This window comes from Streptomyces gilvus (assembly GCF_022513565.1).
In the GTDB taxonomy this organism is placed as follows: Bacteria; Actinomycetota; Actinomycetes; order Streptomycetales; family Streptomycetaceae; genus Streptomyces; species Streptomyces gilvus.
Genome location: NZ_JAKWBE010000001.1, coordinates 1 through 15,012, shown reverse-complemented (window position 1 = coordinate 15,012; position 15,012 = coordinate 1). Strand labels below are relative to the sequence as shown.

Below are 15,012 nucleotides of genomic sequence, written 5' to 3'. Positions count from 1 at the left end.
CACGGTATGCCCTCGTCCGCGCGTCAGCCGTGCCGGGTCCCCGCACGGCGCGCGATGTGTCCCGGTACGGCGATGTCCGGCGGGAGCAGCGGGTCGGGCACGGGCGCGCCCCAGGCCGAGATCAGCGGCAGGGTTCCGGCCCACAGGCCCAGTTCGGCGTCCGGTCCGTCACCGTCGTCCGGCGCACCCGTGCGGATCTTCACCGACGCCTCCTCCAGGGAGAGCGCGAGGAGGGTGGTGGCGGCGAGCTCCTTGCGGTTCGGGCCCCGGGCGTACGACCACTGGCCCGGCGCCGCGTGCTCCGTGAGGCGGCGCAGGCCCGCCAGTTTCTCCTCCGGGTCGGTGACCCTGCGGGCCACGCCGTGGATCATCGCGCTGCGGTAGTTGACGCCGTGCTCGAAGACCGAGCGGGCCAGCACCAGTCCGTCGACATGAGTGACGGTGACGCAGACGGGCGTACCGCCCGCCAGGCTGCGGCCGGCCACCGAGCCGTGGAGGTAGAGCTGCCGCTCGTCCCGGCCGTACACGGTCGGCACGACCAGCGGCCGCCCCTCGACCACGACCCCCAGATGACAGACGAACCCCGCGTCGAGGATCGCGTCGAGATCGGCCCGCTCCAGACTGCCCTGCTCCCGCAGACGACGGTGCCGGGTGAGGTCGGTCACGGGCAGGGTTGCGGACAGGGCGGTTGGCACGACCGTGGGCACGTCGGCGGGCACTGCCGTGGGCACGTCGGGCGATGGATCGTGGGCCATGGAGCCGCACGCTACTGATATCGCCAGGAAAACGCTGCAGAAAGCCGGAAACAGCCGATGTAACGCATTACGACAACGAAATCCGCAGCAAGCCGCGTCGGCGGTGCACCCCGCTCACGCCTCCCGCTCCAGCGCCCCCGGATCCACCGCGTACGCCAGTTCCTCCCCGGCCACGAACCGTGCCGCCTCCTCCGCCACCGCCCGGCCGAGGCGGGCGACCTCGTTGCCCTGGGATCCCGCCAGGTGAGGGGTGACGAAGGCGTTGGGCAGCTCGTGGAGGGGTGAGTCGGCCGGCAGGGGCTCGGGGTCGGTGACGTCGAGGACCGCGGAGAGGCGGCCGCTGCGCAGTTCCGCGATCAGGGCGTCATGGTCGACCAGGCCGCCGCGTGCCGTGTTGATCAGCACCGCCCCGTCGGGCATCAGCGCCAGCTCGCGCCGGCCGATCATGTGCCGGGTCTCGGCGGTCTCGGGGGCGTGCAGTGTCACGATGTCCGAGGTGCGCAGCAGGTCGTCGAGCTCAAGCAGCGGTACGCCCAGCGCGGCGGCGCGCGTCGCGTCGACGTACGGGTCGGCGAGGCACGCCCGCAGGTCGAAGGGGCGCAACAGGTCCAGCAGGCGGCGGCCGATGCGGGAGGCGCCGACGACGCCGACCCGGCGGCCGTGGTTGCCGATGCCGGGTACGAACTCCCAGCCGGGGAACGCGCGCCCGGCGCGCAGCCGGTCCCGGGCCGTGAAGGCGTCCTTCCCGGCGAGCAGGATCGCCGCGAGCGTGTACTCGGCGACCGGGATCGCGTTGGCGGCGGCCGCCGTCGAGACCGCGATGCCGCGCCGCCACACCTCGGGCGTGACGAAGCCCTTGACCGAGCCGGCCGAGTGCAGGACCGCGCGCAGCCCGGGGGCCGCGTCGAGGGCGGCGGCGTCCAGCACGGGGCAGCCCCAGCCGGTGACGAGGATCTCCGTGCGGGCGAGAACCTTGCGCACCTCGGGGTCGGCGAAGTCCTCGGCGACCGGTCCGGGGTCGATGTCCACGGACTCGTGGAGCCGTGCCAGCACCTCCGGCGGGAACACCCGCGGAACGTTCTCCGCCGTCATGGCGAACAGCGCCTGCGGACGCTCTGGCAACGAAGGGCCTTCCGGCTCGGGGGCGGGCGGATGGAAACCGGTATCTACGCTAGGCGGCGGCAAATGAGAGGGTCAACGCATGGGCACTCTCCGGGAGGGACGACACAGATGACGACCACGGTCACCAACTGGGCGGGAAACATCACCTACACCGCCAAGGAGCTGCACCGCCCCTACTCGCTGGACGGGATCAGGGATCTCGTGGCGCGCAGCGCGAAGGTGCGCGTGCTGGGCAGCGGGCACTCCTTCAACGAGATCGCCGAGCCGGGCCCCGAGGGCGTCCTGCTGACGGTCGCCGACCTGCCCCCGGTGATCGACGTCGACAGCACGGCCCGGACGGTACGGGTCTCGGGCGGCGTGCGGTACGCCGAACTCGCCCGCGTCGTGTACGCGCACGGTCTGGCCCTGCCCAACATGGCTTCCCTGCCGCACATCTCGGTGGCCGGCTCGGTCGCCACCGGCACCCATGGCTCGGGGGTCGGCAACGGGTCGCTGGCGGCGCCCGTGCGTGAGGTGGAGCTCGTCACGGCCGACGGGTCCCTGGTCACCATCGGGCGCGGCGACGACCGGTTCGAGGGGTCCGTTACCTCCCTGGGCGCGCTGGGCGTGGTCACCGCGCTCACGCTGGACCTCGAGCCGTCGTACGAGGTCGAGCAGCGTGTCTTCACCGAACTGCCGCTGGAGGGGCTGGACTTCGAGAAGGTGGCGGCGTCGGCGTACAGCGTGAGCCTGTTCACCGACTGGCGTGCGCCCGGTTTCCGGCAGGTGTGGCTCAAGCGGCGCGCCGACCAGCCGCTCTCCGACTTCCCGTGGGCCGCGCCCGCGACCGAGAAGCTGCACCCGGTGCCGGGCATGCCCGCGGTCAACTGCACCGAGCAGTTGGGGGTTCCGGGGCCCTGGCACGAGCGGCTTCCGCACTTCCGGGCCGAGTTCACGCCGAGCAGCGGCGCCGAGCTGCAGTCGGAGTACCTGCTGCCGAGGCCGTACGCCCTGGACGCTCTGCACGCCCTGGACGCGGTCCGTACGGCAGTCGCGCCGGTGCTGCAGATCTGCGAGGTGCGCACGGTGGCCGCCGACGCGCAGTGGCTGAGCCCCGCGTACGGGCGGGACACGGTGGCGCTGCACTTCACCTGGGTCGAGGACACGGCGGCGGTGCTGCCGGTGGTGCGGCGGGTGGAGGAGGCGCTGGAGGGCCTGGACGCGCGGCCGCACTGGGGGAAGGTCTTCACCGTTCCCGCGTCGGCGCTGCGCGAGCGTTACCCCCGGCTCGGCGACTTCCGGGAACTGGCCCGCTCGCTCGATCCACAGGGCAAGTTCGCCAACGCTTTCGTCCGGGATGTCCTGGGTGACTTGACTTAATACACCCCATGTTTTAACCCATTGCCGATTCACCTCGGTAGCCCATACTGTTGCGCCGCGCCGGGCCGACATGGCTCCGGCCTGCCCAAGGTCGGAGGTCAGGTGAGCGAGACGGTCCTGAGGACGCCCGCGCCGGGCCGGCTGTTCACACGGCCGGCCACGGCCGCGTCCTGCGCCGGGTTCGTCCTCATCGGGATGCTCCAAGCGCTCTACGGTCCCGCCGTGCCGGGGCTGCGCGCCGAGTTCGGTCTGTCCCCGGCGGGCGCCGGGCTGGGTCTGAGCCTGCACTTCACGGGGGGCGTGGCGGGTGTCCTCGCCTTCAACGCGATCCACTCCCGAATCAGCAACAGAACTCTGCTGGCGGCGAGTTACGGCCTGATGGCGCTGGGCGCCGCGGGCTTCGCACTCGCCCCCGGCTGGCCGCTCGCCCTGGCCGCCGCCTTCCTCGCGGGCCTCGGCTTCGGCGGCATCGACTACGGCCTCAACCAGCTCTTCGCCGTCGGTTTCGGCAACCGCTCCACGGCCATGCTGAACGTGCTCAACGCCCACTTCGGCATCGGCGCGGTGCTCGGACCGGTGGTGGTGGCGTGGCTGGGCCGGGACTCGTACACGTACGCCTTCGGCGCGTGCGCCGTGCTGGCGACGCTGCTGGTGGTCGCGGGGTCGAACGGCGTCCGCACTCCGGTGAACGGCGGGGAATCCGTTTCCCTGACTCCGGCGACCGGCGGGGAACCGGAACCGGTTTCCCATACTCCAGCGACCGTCGCGGAAGCGGTTACCCGGGGTCCGGCAACCCGCGCGGAACCGGGCCCCGGTATTCCGGTGACCGACGCGGAACCGCGCTCCGGCACTCCGGTGACCGACGCGGAACCAATCCACGGCACTACGGAGACCTTCGCGGAAGCGGTTCCCGGGAAGGCCCGGCTCGGTCTCCCCCGCATCCTCCTCGGTTTCCTCGCCCTCTACGTCCTCAACGTCGCCGTCGAGGCCGGCGTCGGCGGCTGGGAACCCACCCATCTGGAGACCGTCGGCTACAGCGCGACCGTGGCCGCGTCGGCGACCTCGGTGTACTGGCTGATGATGACGGCGGGCCGCTTCCTCGTCGTCCCTGTCGCCCTGCGGTACTCCCCCGAACGCATCCTCACCGTCTGCGCGGCCGGCATGACCGTGTGTCTGCTGCTGGCGCCGGCAAAAGGACTGGCGCCGGTGGCGTACGCCGGTGTCGGATTGTTCATCGCGCCGGTCTTTCCGACCGGTCTGCCCTGGCTGAACAGGGCCCTTCCCCAGGCGAGGCGCGCCGGTGCCTGGGTCATCGCCGCGTCGATGGCCGGCGGGGTGGCGGCGCCGCCCCTGCTGGGCGTGGGCATCGAGGCCTGGGGCATCCACGCGGTCCCCTGGCTGCTGACCGCGCTCTCCGCCGCCTCGCTCGCGGCAACCGTACGGCTGATCCAGCTCACCCGGAGGTCCGTCGAGTGATCGGCAGCATCGAGGTCCGCTCCCTCTCCCGCTCGTTCCACACCACCGTCCGCCGGCCCGGTTTCACCGGCGCCCTCAGATCCCTCGTCAACCCGGAACGGGCCGTCAAACACGCCGTCTCCGACATCTCCTTCGACGTGGCGCCGGGCGAACTCCTCGCCCTGCTCGGCCCGAACGGCGCCGGCAAGTCCACCACCATCAAGATGCTCACCGGCATCCTCACCCCCACCTCCGGCGAGGCCCGGGTGGCGGGCGTGGTGCCGTACGAGGACCGGGAACGCAACGCCCGTAACATCGGCGCGGTGTTCGGGCAGCGCACCCAGCTGTGGTGGGACCTGCCGGTGCGGGAGTCGTTCGCGATCCTGCGCGACATCTACGAGGTGCCGATGGCCGAACACGCCACGCGCCTGAAGGAGTTCGACGACATCCTCGAACTGTCCTCCTTCTGGGACACCCGGGTGCGTCATCTCTCCCTGGGCCAGCGGGTGCGCTGCGACCTGGCGGCGGCGCTGCTGCACGACCCGCCGGTGGTCTTCCTCGACGAGCCGACCATCGGCATGGACGTGGTGGTCAAGGAGCAGGTCCGCGAGTTCCTGCGCCATCAGGTCGAACAACGGGGCCGTACCGTCCTGTTGACCACGCACGACATGACGGAGGTCGAGCGGCTCGCCGAGCGGGTCGTCCTCGTCAACCACGGGCGGCTGGTCCTGGACGGCACGCTCGACGAGATCCGCCGCAAGTACGGCTCCACCTGGCAGGTGCGCGCCACGCTGGCCGACGCGCACACCGAGGTCGTACCGCCGCCGGGCATCGCGCTGCTGCGACAGGAGGGCCCGCAGGTCGTGTTCGGCCCGGACGGCCCCGACGCGCCCACCGTCCACCAGGCGCTCAAGGCGGTCATCGAACGGTACGAGGTGACGGGCATCGCCATCGACGAGGCGGACCTGGAGGACGTGATGCGGGCCGCGTACGTCCACGCCGGTCCCGGCGCAAAAGGGGCCTGAGGTGGCCGTCCTGCACGCCTGGCGCGCCGCCCGCGTCACCCCGCTCGGCGAGCTGCACGCCCCGCCCCGGATGACGGCCGTGCTGGTCCGGCTGATCGTCCAGGTGGTGCTGGTCGCCTCCCTGTGGAACGGCCTGTACGACCGCACGACGGTCGCCGCCGGCATGAGCCGCGACCAGGCCGTCACGTACGCCGTGCTGGCCGTACTCGCGTCCCGGCTGCGGGAGTTGGACCAGTACGCGGGCCGGGACACGGTCATCCAGCACATGCACTTCGGCACCATCGTCTACTGGTACCTGCGCCCGCTGTCGCCCGCCCGCTACCACGCCCTGCGCGCCCTCGGCGAGCAGGTCTACGGGGCCGCGTGGGCGCTCGCCGGATACGCGGTGTGCCTCGCCGCCGGAGTGGTCGAGCCGCCCCGATCGGCCGCCGTGGCGGGGGTGTTCGTGCTCAGCCTGCTGCTCGGGCAGCTCGTGCTGTACCACGTCATGCTCCTGCTGGACCAGATGTGTTTCTGGACCGTGCGCAACAGCGCCGCCATGCTCATCCTGATCTTCGCTCAGAACCTCATGTCCGGGGTCTACGCTCCGTTGTGGTTCTTCCCCGCCTGGTTCCGCACCCTGAGCACCTTCCTGCCCTTCCAGGCGACGCTCAACGTACCGCTGTCGCTGTACGTCGGCCGCATCGAACTGTCCGACGCGCCCCTGCAGTTGGCGATCCAGGCCGGCTGGGTCGTGCTGCTCCACCTGTTCACCCGGTTCCTGTGGCGGCGCGCTGCTCGCCGGGTCATCTCCCAGGGAGGCTGAGGTCATGAACGCCGTCAAGATCGCCTGGCGCGTCACGCGCCTCAACTTCCGCTCCCAGCTGGAGTACCGCACCGAGTTCCTGCTGATGGTCGCGATCGGCGCGATCTGGCAGGTGTCGGTGATCGTGTTCGCGACCGTGCTGTTGACCCGCTTCACCGGGATGGGCGGCTGGGACAGCTCCGACGTGCTGCTGATCCCGGCGACGCGCATGCTGGCGCACGGCCTGTTCGTCCTGGTCCTGGGCCGGATGCACGGCATCGGCCGGTTCATCCAGGAGGGGCAGATCGACGTTTACCTGCTGCGACCCATGCCGGTCCACCGGCAGGTGCAGCTGCAGTATTTTCCCACCAACGCGATCGGCGACCTGACCGTGGCCACGGGGCTGATGGCCGGTGCCCTGTCCCGCAGCCACCTCGACTGGAACGCCGGCCGCGTCACCTATCTCATCGTCTGTCTCATCGGCGGCATGCTGCTGGAGGCCGCCCTGTTCACCGCGGTGGCGAGCGCGTCCCTGCGTTTTCCCACCGCCGACTACTGGAGCCGCTGGCTGGAGGAGCTGCTGGGCACCTTCGGCAGCTACCCGCTCAACGTCCTGCCCAAGGCGGTCGGCGGCTTCCTCACCTTCGGCCTCCCGCTGGCGTTCGTCGCCTACTTCCCGGCGGCCGTCCTCACCGGCCACGGCCACGACACCGGCGTCCCGTACTGGCTGGCCGCCGCCTCCCCCCTCATCGGCGTCCTCGCCTACCTCGCGTCCCGCCTCCTGTGGCGCTGGAGCCTGAACCACTACACGGGGGTCAACGGCTGACGGCCCGCCTCTCCCGAGGCGCTGTTTCCGCGCAGGACGATCAGTCCTGTTTCTTCCGTGCCCACCATCACGCCCTCAAAATATCGTTCGCTTCACGCGCCTAGTGCTACTAGTTTGCTTCCTAGAGGACCTAGGAAACTGGGGAGTGTCGAAATGTAGGAGTCAGGAGGTCGTACGCATGGCCCGAGCCGGTCTCACCCCCGAGCGCATCACCGCGGCCGCCGTCGATCTCGCCGACGAAGTCGGTTTCGAGAACGTCACGCTCTCCGCCCTGGCCCGGCACTTCGGGGTCAAGGACGCGAGCCTGTACTCGCACGTCAGGAATCTCCAGGATCTGCGGACGCGGATGGCGTTTCTGGCAGGCGGCGAGCTGATCGACCGCATCGCGGCCGCGGTCGCCGGACGCGCAGGCAAGGACGCGCTGGCCGCCTTCGCCGGCGCCTACCGGGAGTTCGCGCTGGAGCGGCCCGGCCGCTACGCGGCCACCCAGATCCGTATCGACCAGTCCCTCGTCGCCGACTCCCCGGCCCTGCGCCGCACCGCAGAGATCACCTACGGCATGCTCCGCGCCTACGGCCTCGAAGAACCCGACCTCACCGACGCCGTACGCCTGCTGCGCAGCACCTTCCACGGCTACTGCGCCCTGGAGGCCACCGGCGGCTTCGGCGCCCCACGCGACGTACAGCGATCCTGGGACAAGGCCGTGGACGCCCTCCACATCGCACTTCGGCACTGGCCGAGGGAAGGACAGCAGAACGATGACTGAGCCGCACCACGACGTACGCGGCAGCGGGCCCGTGCTTCTGATCATTCCCGGTGGCGCGGGGCACCCCATGGGCCTCGATCCGCTGACCGACGCGCTCGCCGACCGGTTCACCGTCGTGACGTACGACCCCCTCGGCCTCGCCCATGGGCGGCTCGGGGAGCCGGTGGAGGACCAGCGGGTGGAGGAGTGGAGCGACGGAGCGCACCGGGTCCTCGAAGCGGTCCTGCCCCAGGGCGAGTCGGCGTACGTCTTCGGCACCAGCTCCGGCGGCATCGTGGCCCTCGACCTGCTCGCCCGCCATCCGGAACGGCTGCGGCACGTCGTCACGCACGAGGCGCCGTGCGTGGGGGTACTGCCCGACGGTGGTCGGCACCAGGCCATGTTCCGGGCGGTGTACGACACTTACCGCGCGGCGGGCCTGCAGGCGGCGGCGACACGGCTGAACGCCACCCTGACCGGACAGGAGCCGTCCCCCGAACCAGTAGGCGGGCAACCCTTGTCCAGGGATGAGGAGTTGCTGAACCCTATGGCCCTCTTCCTCACTCACGTCCTACGTCAGTTCACCACCTACCCGCCCGACCTGGCCGCCCTCACCGACTCCCGCAGCCGTCTCACCCTCGCCGCCGGTTCCGACTCGCGCGGTCACCTCCTCTTCCGCACAGCCGAGTTCCTCGCCGACCGCAGCGACAGCCGCTTCGTCGAGTTCCCCGGAGGCCATGTCGGCGTCGCTCAACACCCCGTCGCGTTCGCCGAACGACTCGTCCGGACACTGGCCCCGCTCGACGACCGGAGCGCACCGCTGCCCGGTTAGCCTCTGTCACTCCCCGCCCGGCTCCACGACTCCACCTCTTCATACGACGGTGTGCCGCCCTGCGTGACACGGCCGGCCCGAACGTCCGTCGCCGTCTCCAGGGCCGCGCCCAGTGCCCGCCGGTACAGCAGCGAACCGAGACTGACGCGGCACACACCGAGGTCGGCCAGCTGGGGGACGGTCGGACCGGTGGGCGTGTAGAGGATGTTGAGGGGGACGCTGACGTGCCGCACCAGGGTCGCGATCGTGTCCAAGTCGGCGAGTCCCGGGACGAACACGCCGTCCGCTCCCGCCTGTTGATAAGCGTCGAGGCGCCGCAGCGTGTCTCGCTCGTCCCCGTCGCCGAGCCAGTACGTGTCCGTGCGGGCGTTGACGAAGAGGCCCGGTGCGGCGGACTTGACGGCCGCGATCTTCGCGGCATGTCGCTCGACGGGTCCGAGAGCGTCCTCCAGATTGATGCCGACGGCGCCCACGGCCGCCAACTCCCTCGCGAACTCGCCTACGAGGTCGGGGCCTTCGCTGAATCCGCCCTCGGCGTCGACCGAGAGGAGGTAAGCCCCGCTGCCGAGCGACACAGCGAGCCCCAGGGTCTCGGCACGGGTGGCGGAAGCGCCGTCGGGCAGACCGGCGGCCGCGGCGACCCCGAGACTGGTCGTCCCGATCGCCCGAAATCCCCGTTCGGCCAGGGCGGTCGCGGAGGCGTGGTCCCAGGCGTTGGGCAGGAACAGCGGATCGCCGGCGCGGTGAAGGTCGGCGAACTCGCTCACGTCAGGTCACCCACCGCGTCCGCGTAGTAGGTGGAACCCTGGAGATGCAGGGCCAGTTCACGGAAGCTCCAGCCCTCTCCGGGCGAGTGGTCCAACTGGTCGTCGGTGAGGGCGTCGAGCCGGTTGGCCCAGACACGGGCGAGGCGAGTGAGCCGGCTGTGCGCCTCGTCGAGATCCTCCTGGGTGAAGGGCGCGAGGTCGGCTTCGGTGGTGGTCGCGGAGGCGTGCCAGTGGTCGGGCCGCGGGTCGTGGCCGGCCAGCCGGGCCTCCATCTCGGCCAGGTGGTCGACGAGATGGTCGGCGACCCGGCGGATCGCCTTGTGCGGGGTGTAGACACGGCCGTCGAGATGAGCCGGTTTTCCGTCCCAAGCAGTCCACGTGGCGGCGAGGGCGAGGACGTGATCGACCATGCCGGTAACGGCCCGGGCTGGGTTTTCCTGCGGAGTTTCGGTCATACGGCCACGCTAGGACCGGATCATTTCGGCGCGGGCCGAACGACGACGCCCCTCCCGGTTTCGTCGAACAGGACCCGCACCTCGTGCCCGTCGCTCCACCGCACGGCCAACTCGCCTGCTCCCTGGGCCTCCACCGACACCGTCTCCCCCAACGGCGCGGGATCCACCTGCCCGGTGAGCCGTGCCAGGGCCACGAAGAGTGTGTCCTCGTCCCCGGTGACCCCGGTGAGCGCGTCCGACAGGCCGACAGCCGGCAGGAGGTCGGCCCGCAGGCCTTCCCGTTCCGCCGTCCACCCCGTCACCCGGACCGGCGTCCCAGGTGCCGCACCGGTGACTCTGAACGCCCGCACCTCCACGGCCCCTCGCACCAGCACCACACTGGTGACCCGGGCACCCGCACCGGCGAGGTGCCGTGACGCCGCCCATCCGTCGCCCGCGCCCAGCGGCTCGATCTCCGTCCGGCCCGGGTCGTCGCCGACGATCACGCTGTTGTCGTACGAGGAGGAGGGCGCCGTCGCCGTCGAGTACGCGAGGCGCGTGTAGTACGGGTCGTAGCGGACGTCCTCGCTGCCGTGGTTGTGCAGGCGCACCAGGCCGTCCGAACGGGTCGACTGCACAAGCCAGTTGGGCGGGGCGACCGGTGTGGTCGCGTCCGCGCGCTCGGCCGGTCCCGGTTCCTCCGTCGCCGTCCACACCGGGTGGTCGGGCGGCAGGAGGAGGCCGAGGAAGCCCTTGCTGGCCCAGTACGGCGAGGCGGGGCCGGAATAGCCTTGCAGGACGGCCGGGTCGGGGCCGTGCCAGCCGAGGGTGAGGAGACCTCGGTCGTCCACGGCTCCCCGCTCCAGGAAGTACCTCAGGGCCCCCGACGCGAGCCTGCGCGTCTCCCCCGGGGTGAGGGGCGTACGGTCCGTCAGCGCGCCGAGCCACAGCGGTGCCGTGGTGGCGAAGCGGTAGGTCAGGGAACGGCCCTGGTGCATCGGCGCACCGTCGCCGCCGAAGAGACGGGCGTAGTCCTCCAGATGGCGCGAGAGCCTGCCGCCGTAGAGGTCGAGCAGGCGTTCGTCGTCGGCGAGCCATGCGTGCAGGACCGGGTAGAGGTGCATCGCCCAGCCGTTGTAGTAGTCGAACTTGCGGCCGTCGCCGTCGGTGTACCAGCCGTCTCCGAGGTACCAGTCCTCGATGCGTTCGAGGCCGTGGTCGATCGCCTTGCGGGAGGCTGCCGTCTCGTAACCGATGTCGTCGAGGAATCCGCCCACCGTCACGGGAAACAGTTCCCAGTTGCACGGCCATGCCTCGGCGGTCAGCGCGTCGCCGAGCCAGGCCGCCGCCCGCTGTCGTACCCCGTCGTCCAGGCGGTCCCACAGCAGCGGGCGGGTCAGGCGCAGGGCGAGGGCGATGGAAGCGGCTTCGACCAGGGGCTGGGCGCGGTCCTCGATGCGGGGCCAGACGCCCGCGGTGCCGGCCGCGAGGCCCTCGGCGTAGCGCTGGAGGGCGCTCTCGTCGCGGCGGAAGGCCGCGAGGAGGAGCGTACGGGCGTAGCCTTCGAGGCCGTCGGAGAGTCTGCCCGACCAGCTCCGGCGGTCGCCGGGGAGGTGGTAGAGCGCGCCGCCCTCGGCCGCGTACGGCTCGACGGCGAGGAGCAGGGCGTCGGCGGCCGCCTCCCAGTGTGCTCGGGTGTAACCGGTGCGCGGGCTCAGGGTGGCATCGGCGGGGGGCAGGTGCATCGGCTCTCTTTCAGACAATTGCGGAAACGCCCCGGCTCAGGGAAGCGACCGTGCTCGGGGAAGCGACCCGGCTCGAGGAAGCGACCCTGCTCGGGGAAACCGCGGAAACACGGCTCGGGAAACAACGCGGATCAAGCCGTCCGGATCACCCGGTGGGAGACCTGGGGCGCCCCGGTTCCGGTCGAGACGCCCCAGGCGTTCATCCCACCCGCACCAGGCCCTTCGGCACCAGGTGCTGGGCGAGAAGTCCGTCGCGGACAAGACCCGCGTACACCGTCGCACCGTGCACGGAGGTGTGGGTGTTGTCCTTCTTCTCGTTGTAGAGGTAGATCGCTTTGGAGCCCTCGACACCCAGGGACTCCACCAGCGCCTTCGTCCTCGCGGTCAGATCGATCAACGGTACGTGCTCCGCGGCCGCCACCGACCGGATGACCGCGGGGTGGTCCACACCGAGACCATTGACGAGCAGCGCTGTGTTGTTGTTCAAGGTGCCGTCCGCATTGAACCACCGCCGCACGATCGGCGTCACCAGGACCGGCTTTCCGCCCTTGTCCCGCACCCCGGCCACGAGGGTCTCCAGGTTGGCCCGGTAGGTCGCCTCGTCGGTCGTCTTGTCGTTGTGCGCCAGCTGGATCAGTACCAGGTCACCGGGGCGGATCAGGGGCTGCACCGTGCCCCACAGCTGCGGGTTCCCCAGGTACGTGACCGTACTCTCGCCGGAATCCGCGTAGTTGGCCACGGACACGCCCCTGCGGAGGAACTGCGGGAGCTGCTGGCCCCAGCCGGAGTACGGGTCGGCGGGCTGGTCGCAGACCGTGGAGTCGCCGACGAGGATGATCTGGCGGGTGTGCCGGGCCGCCGGGGAGACGCGGATGCCGGCCAGTGCGGGCGCCGAGCCGCCAAGGGCCAGGTCCAGGCCGGGAGTTCCGTCCGGGCCGGTCGGTTCGCCCTCCGGGGTACGGACGTTCACCGTGAAGCTGCGGGCCACGCGCTCGCCGGCCGCGGCGGGCGTCTCGGGGAGCAGGGAGCGGCGGGTCTCGCCGCTGACGCTGGTGCTGGACGCGGTCTCGCCGCCGAGCAGGACGTTCACGTCGTAGGTGCCGGGCGGCACGTCGAAGTGGCAGGCGGTGGCGGTGCAGTGGTCCAGGCCGAGGGGCTTGGCCGCCTGGTGCGCCTGGGCCGGTGTGGCGGTCAGTCCGGCGCCGAGGGTCAGCGCCGCCAGCACGGTCAGTTTGAAACGTCTCATTCGCGAATCCCTCCGGGGGACGACCGGAACGACAGAGTCTGGCCGCTGGACCGTACCGCCACCGGCAAGCGCTTTCTAGAGACTTGGGCAGATTTCACCAGACTGCCAACTTCCGTCGAGTGAAAGCCCTTTCGCGAAATCGATTCAACTGTCACCCTGCCAAGCACTCGCACCCCCACGGCTCATGAAGGAGGCACCCCCATGTCCGACACCGCGAACAGACCGGTCGGCCGCCGCACCTTCGTCCTCGGCACCGCGGCCGCCGCGGGCACCGCCGCCCTCGCCGGTCCACTGGCCGGCTCCGCGTCCGCCGCCGCTTTCGGCTGGAGCGACGACGGTGCCGACTACGTCGTCGACACCGGCGCGAGCCTGGTCTTCAAGGTCAGCAAGACCAACGGTGACCTGACCTCGCTGGTCTACAAGGGCACGGAGTACCAGGGTTACGGCGGCAAGAACTCGCACATCGAATCCGGCCTCGGCACCTCGACGGTGACGATCAGTCAGTCGGGATCGACCATCCTGGTCTCCGTCACCCACGGCACGCTCAAGCACTACTACGCGGCCCGCAGCGGCGAGAACAACGTCTATCTGTGGACCAACAAGGCCGACGACTCGGTTTCAGCAACCCGTTACATCGTGCGCGTCAAAGCCGGGATGTTCCTCAACGACGAACCCGACTCCTACACGTACACGACCAGCACCGTCGAGGCCTCGGACGTCTTCGCCAAGTCCGACGGCCAGACCCGCTCCAAGCACTACTCCAGGCTGCGGGTCATCGACTACGACTACATCGGCTGGACCACGGGAAGCGTCGGCCTGTACGTGGTCCGCTCCAACCACGAGAAGGCGTCCGGCGGCCCCTTCTACCGCTCCCTGCTGCGTCACCAGAGCGCCGACGGCGGCGGCCTCTACGAGATCCTCTACTACGGCGAGAACCAGACGGAGTCCCAGCGCTTCGGCCTCCAGGGCCCCTACGTCATCGCGTTCACGGACGGCGGCGCGCCCTCGTCGTCGCTGTACCACGCCAACATCGGCACCACCTGGGCGGATTCGCTCGGCATTTCCGGGTACGTCCCCGCGAGCGGTCGCGGAAAGGTCGCAGGCGTCGGGATCACCGGGCGCGACACGGCGTACCCGTACACGGTCGGCCTCGCCAACTCAGCCGCACAGTACTGGGGTTCGGCACGCTCCTCCGACGGCTACTTCTCCGTTCCGGGTGTGCTGCCGGGGACGTACACGCTGACCGTCTTCAAGGGTGAACTGGCCGTCTACACCGGTTCGGTGGCGGTTTCGGCGGGCGGTACGACCACGCTCAACACCATCGCCGTCCCGTCCTCGAACGACCCGAGCAACGCGAGCGCGATCTGGCGCATCGGCGACTGGAACGGCTCGCCGAGCGGGTTCAAGAACGCCGACCTGATGACGTACGCGCATCCGTCCGACGTCCGTGCCGCCTCCTGGACCGGCAACGTGGTGATCGGCAGCGGCAGTGAGACGTCCGCCTTCCCCTGCTATCTGTGGAAGGACGTCAACAGCGGCATCGTCGTGTACTTCAAGCTGACCGCCGCCCAGGCAGCCGCGGCGCACACCCTGCGGATCGGGGTGACGACGGCCTACGCCAACGGCCGGCCGCAGGTCGTCGTCAACGACACCTGGACCTCCGCCGTTCCCTCGCCGCCCGCCCAGCCGAGCACCCGGTCGCTGACCGTGGGCTCCTACCGGGGCAACAACCACACGTTCACCTACAGCGTGCCGGCGTCCGCCTGGCTGACGGACACCAGCGCCTACAACACGCTGAAGATCTACGTGGCGAGCGGCTCGGGGTCGACGTCCTATCTCAGCGCGGGCACGTCGATCGACGCGATCGATCTGCTGACCTGACGTCAGGTGCCGCGCGTCCACTGCTGGTTGGTGCCG

14 protein-coding genes are annotated in these 15,012 nt (G+C 70.6%); 8 read left to right on the top strand and 6 right to left on the bottom strand.

All coding sequences use genetic code 11. The features are described 5' to 3' along the window. Positions 1 to 23: 23 nt before the first annotated feature. Together MKW14_RS00070 and MKW14_RS00065 are read right to left on the bottom strand one after the other, a co-directional pair. Positions 24 to 755, bottom strand: a complete 732-nt coding sequence (locus tag MKW14_RS00070) for a pyridoxamine 5'-phosphate oxidase family protein (RefSeq protein WP_240857959.1) — start codon at positions 753 to 755, stop codon at positions 24 to 26. 114 nt (positions 756 to 869) lie between these two features. Next, positions 870 to 1,877 carry a hydroxyacid dehydrogenase gene (locus MKW14_RS00065; RefSeq protein ID WP_240857957.1) on the bottom strand — a complete coding sequence of 336 codons (1,008 nt, stop codon included), beginning with the start codon at positions 1,875 to 1,877 and terminating at the stop codon, positions 870 to 872. A gap of 108 nt (positions 1,878 to 1,985) precedes the next feature. On the opposite strand from MKW14_RS00065, the gene MKW14_RS00060 reads away from it, so the two are divergent. The 7 genes from MKW14_RS00060 to MKW14_RS00030 all read left to right on the top strand — a co-directional run bounded on the left by MKW14_RS00060 (position 1,986) and on the right by MKW14_RS00030 (position 8,903). Then, complete coding sequence (locus tag MKW14_RS00060) at positions 1,986 to 3,236, top strand: D-arabinono-1,4-lactone oxidase (RefSeq protein ID WP_240857955.1); 1,251 nt, start codon at positions 1,986 to 1,988, stop codon at positions 3,234 to 3,236. Between the two features lie 102 nt (positions 3,237 to 3,338). After that, complete coding sequence (locus MKW14_RS00055) at positions 3,339 to 4,712, top strand: MFS transporter (protein WP_308314562.1); 1,374 nt, start codon at positions 3,339 to 3,341, stop codon at positions 4,710 to 4,712. Beyond that, positions 4,709 to 5,716 carry an ABC transporter ATP-binding protein gene (locus MKW14_RS00050; protein ID WP_240857954.1) on the top strand — a complete coding sequence of 336 codons (1,008 nt, stop codon included), beginning with the start codon at positions 4,709 to 4,711 and terminating at the stop codon, positions 5,714 to 5,716. Before MKW14_RS00055 ends, MKW14_RS00050 begins: the two co-directional genes overlap by 4 nt. Position 5,717: 1 nt before the next feature. After that, positions 5,718 to 6,521 carry an ABC transporter permease gene (locus MKW14_RS00045; RefSeq protein ID WP_240857953.1) on the top strand — a complete coding sequence of 268 codons (804 nt, stop codon included), beginning with the start codon at positions 5,718 to 5,720 and terminating at the stop codon, positions 6,519 to 6,521. 4 nt (positions 6,522 to 6,525) lie between these two features. Next, on the top strand, positions 6,526 to 7,326 hold the full coding sequence (locus MKW14_RS00040) for an ABC transporter permease (protein WP_240857952.1): 801 nt from the start codon (positions 6,526 to 6,528) through the stop codon (positions 7,324 to 7,326). 178 nt (positions 7,327 to 7,504) lie between these two features. Further along, the gene (locus MKW14_RS00035) at positions 7,505 to 8,092 is read left to right on the top strand and encodes a TetR/AcrR family transcriptional regulator (RefSeq protein WP_240857950.1); all 588 of its coding nucleotides are present in this window, start codon (positions 7,505 to 7,507) and stop codon (positions 8,090 to 8,092) included. After that, positions 8,085 to 8,903 carry an alpha/beta fold hydrolase gene (locus tag MKW14_RS00030; protein ID WP_240857948.1) on the top strand — a complete coding sequence of 273 codons (819 nt, stop codon included), beginning with the start codon at positions 8,085 to 8,087 and terminating at the stop codon, positions 8,901 to 8,903. The genes MKW14_RS00035 and MKW14_RS00030 overlap by 8 nt, the downstream gene beginning before the upstream one ends. On the opposite strand, the gene MKW14_RS00025 is transcribed toward MKW14_RS00030, so the two are convergent. The 4 genes from MKW14_RS00025 to MKW14_RS00010 all read right to left on the bottom strand — a co-directional run bounded on the left by MKW14_RS00025 (position 8,900) and on the right by MKW14_RS00010 (position 13,095). After that, the gene (locus tag MKW14_RS00025; RefSeq protein WP_240857947.1) at positions 8,900 to 9,670 is read right to left on the bottom strand and encodes an isocitrate lyase/PEP mutase family protein; all 771 of its coding nucleotides are present in this window, start codon (positions 9,668 to 9,670) and stop codon (positions 8,900 to 8,902) included. The two genes, MKW14_RS00030 and MKW14_RS00025, sit on opposite strands and share 4 nt — an antisense overlap. Continuing rightward, a complete protein-coding gene (locus MKW14_RS00020) occupies positions 9,667 to 10,125 on the bottom strand; it encodes a hypothetical protein (RefSeq protein WP_240857946.1) in 459 nt (152 codons plus the stop codon). Before MKW14_RS00020 ends, MKW14_RS00025 begins: the two co-directional genes overlap by 4 nt. Before the next feature lie 20 nt (positions 10,126 to 10,145). Next, positions 10,146 to 11,849: a DUF2264 domain-containing protein gene (locus MKW14_RS00015; protein WP_240857945.1), complete on the bottom strand. Its 1,704-nt coding sequence runs from the start codon at positions 11,847 to 11,849 to the stop codon at positions 10,146 to 10,148. Between the two features lie 199 nt (positions 11,850 to 12,048). Then, positions 12,049 to 13,095 carry a rhamnogalacturonan acetylesterase gene (locus tag MKW14_RS00010; protein ID WP_240857944.1) on the bottom strand — a complete coding sequence of 349 codons (1,047 nt, stop codon included), beginning with the start codon at positions 13,093 to 13,095 and terminating at the stop codon, positions 12,049 to 12,051. Positions 13,096 to 13,296: 201 nt separating this feature from the next. Between MKW14_RS00010 and MKW14_RS00005 the strand changes: the two genes are divergently transcribed. Next, complete coding sequence (locus tag MKW14_RS00005; RefSeq protein ID WP_240857942.1) at positions 13,297 to 14,976, top strand: rhamnogalacturonan lyase B N-terminal domain-containing protein; 1,680 nt, start codon at positions 13,297 to 13,299, stop codon at positions 14,974 to 14,976. Positions 14,977 to 15,012 lie beyond the last annotated feature (36 nt).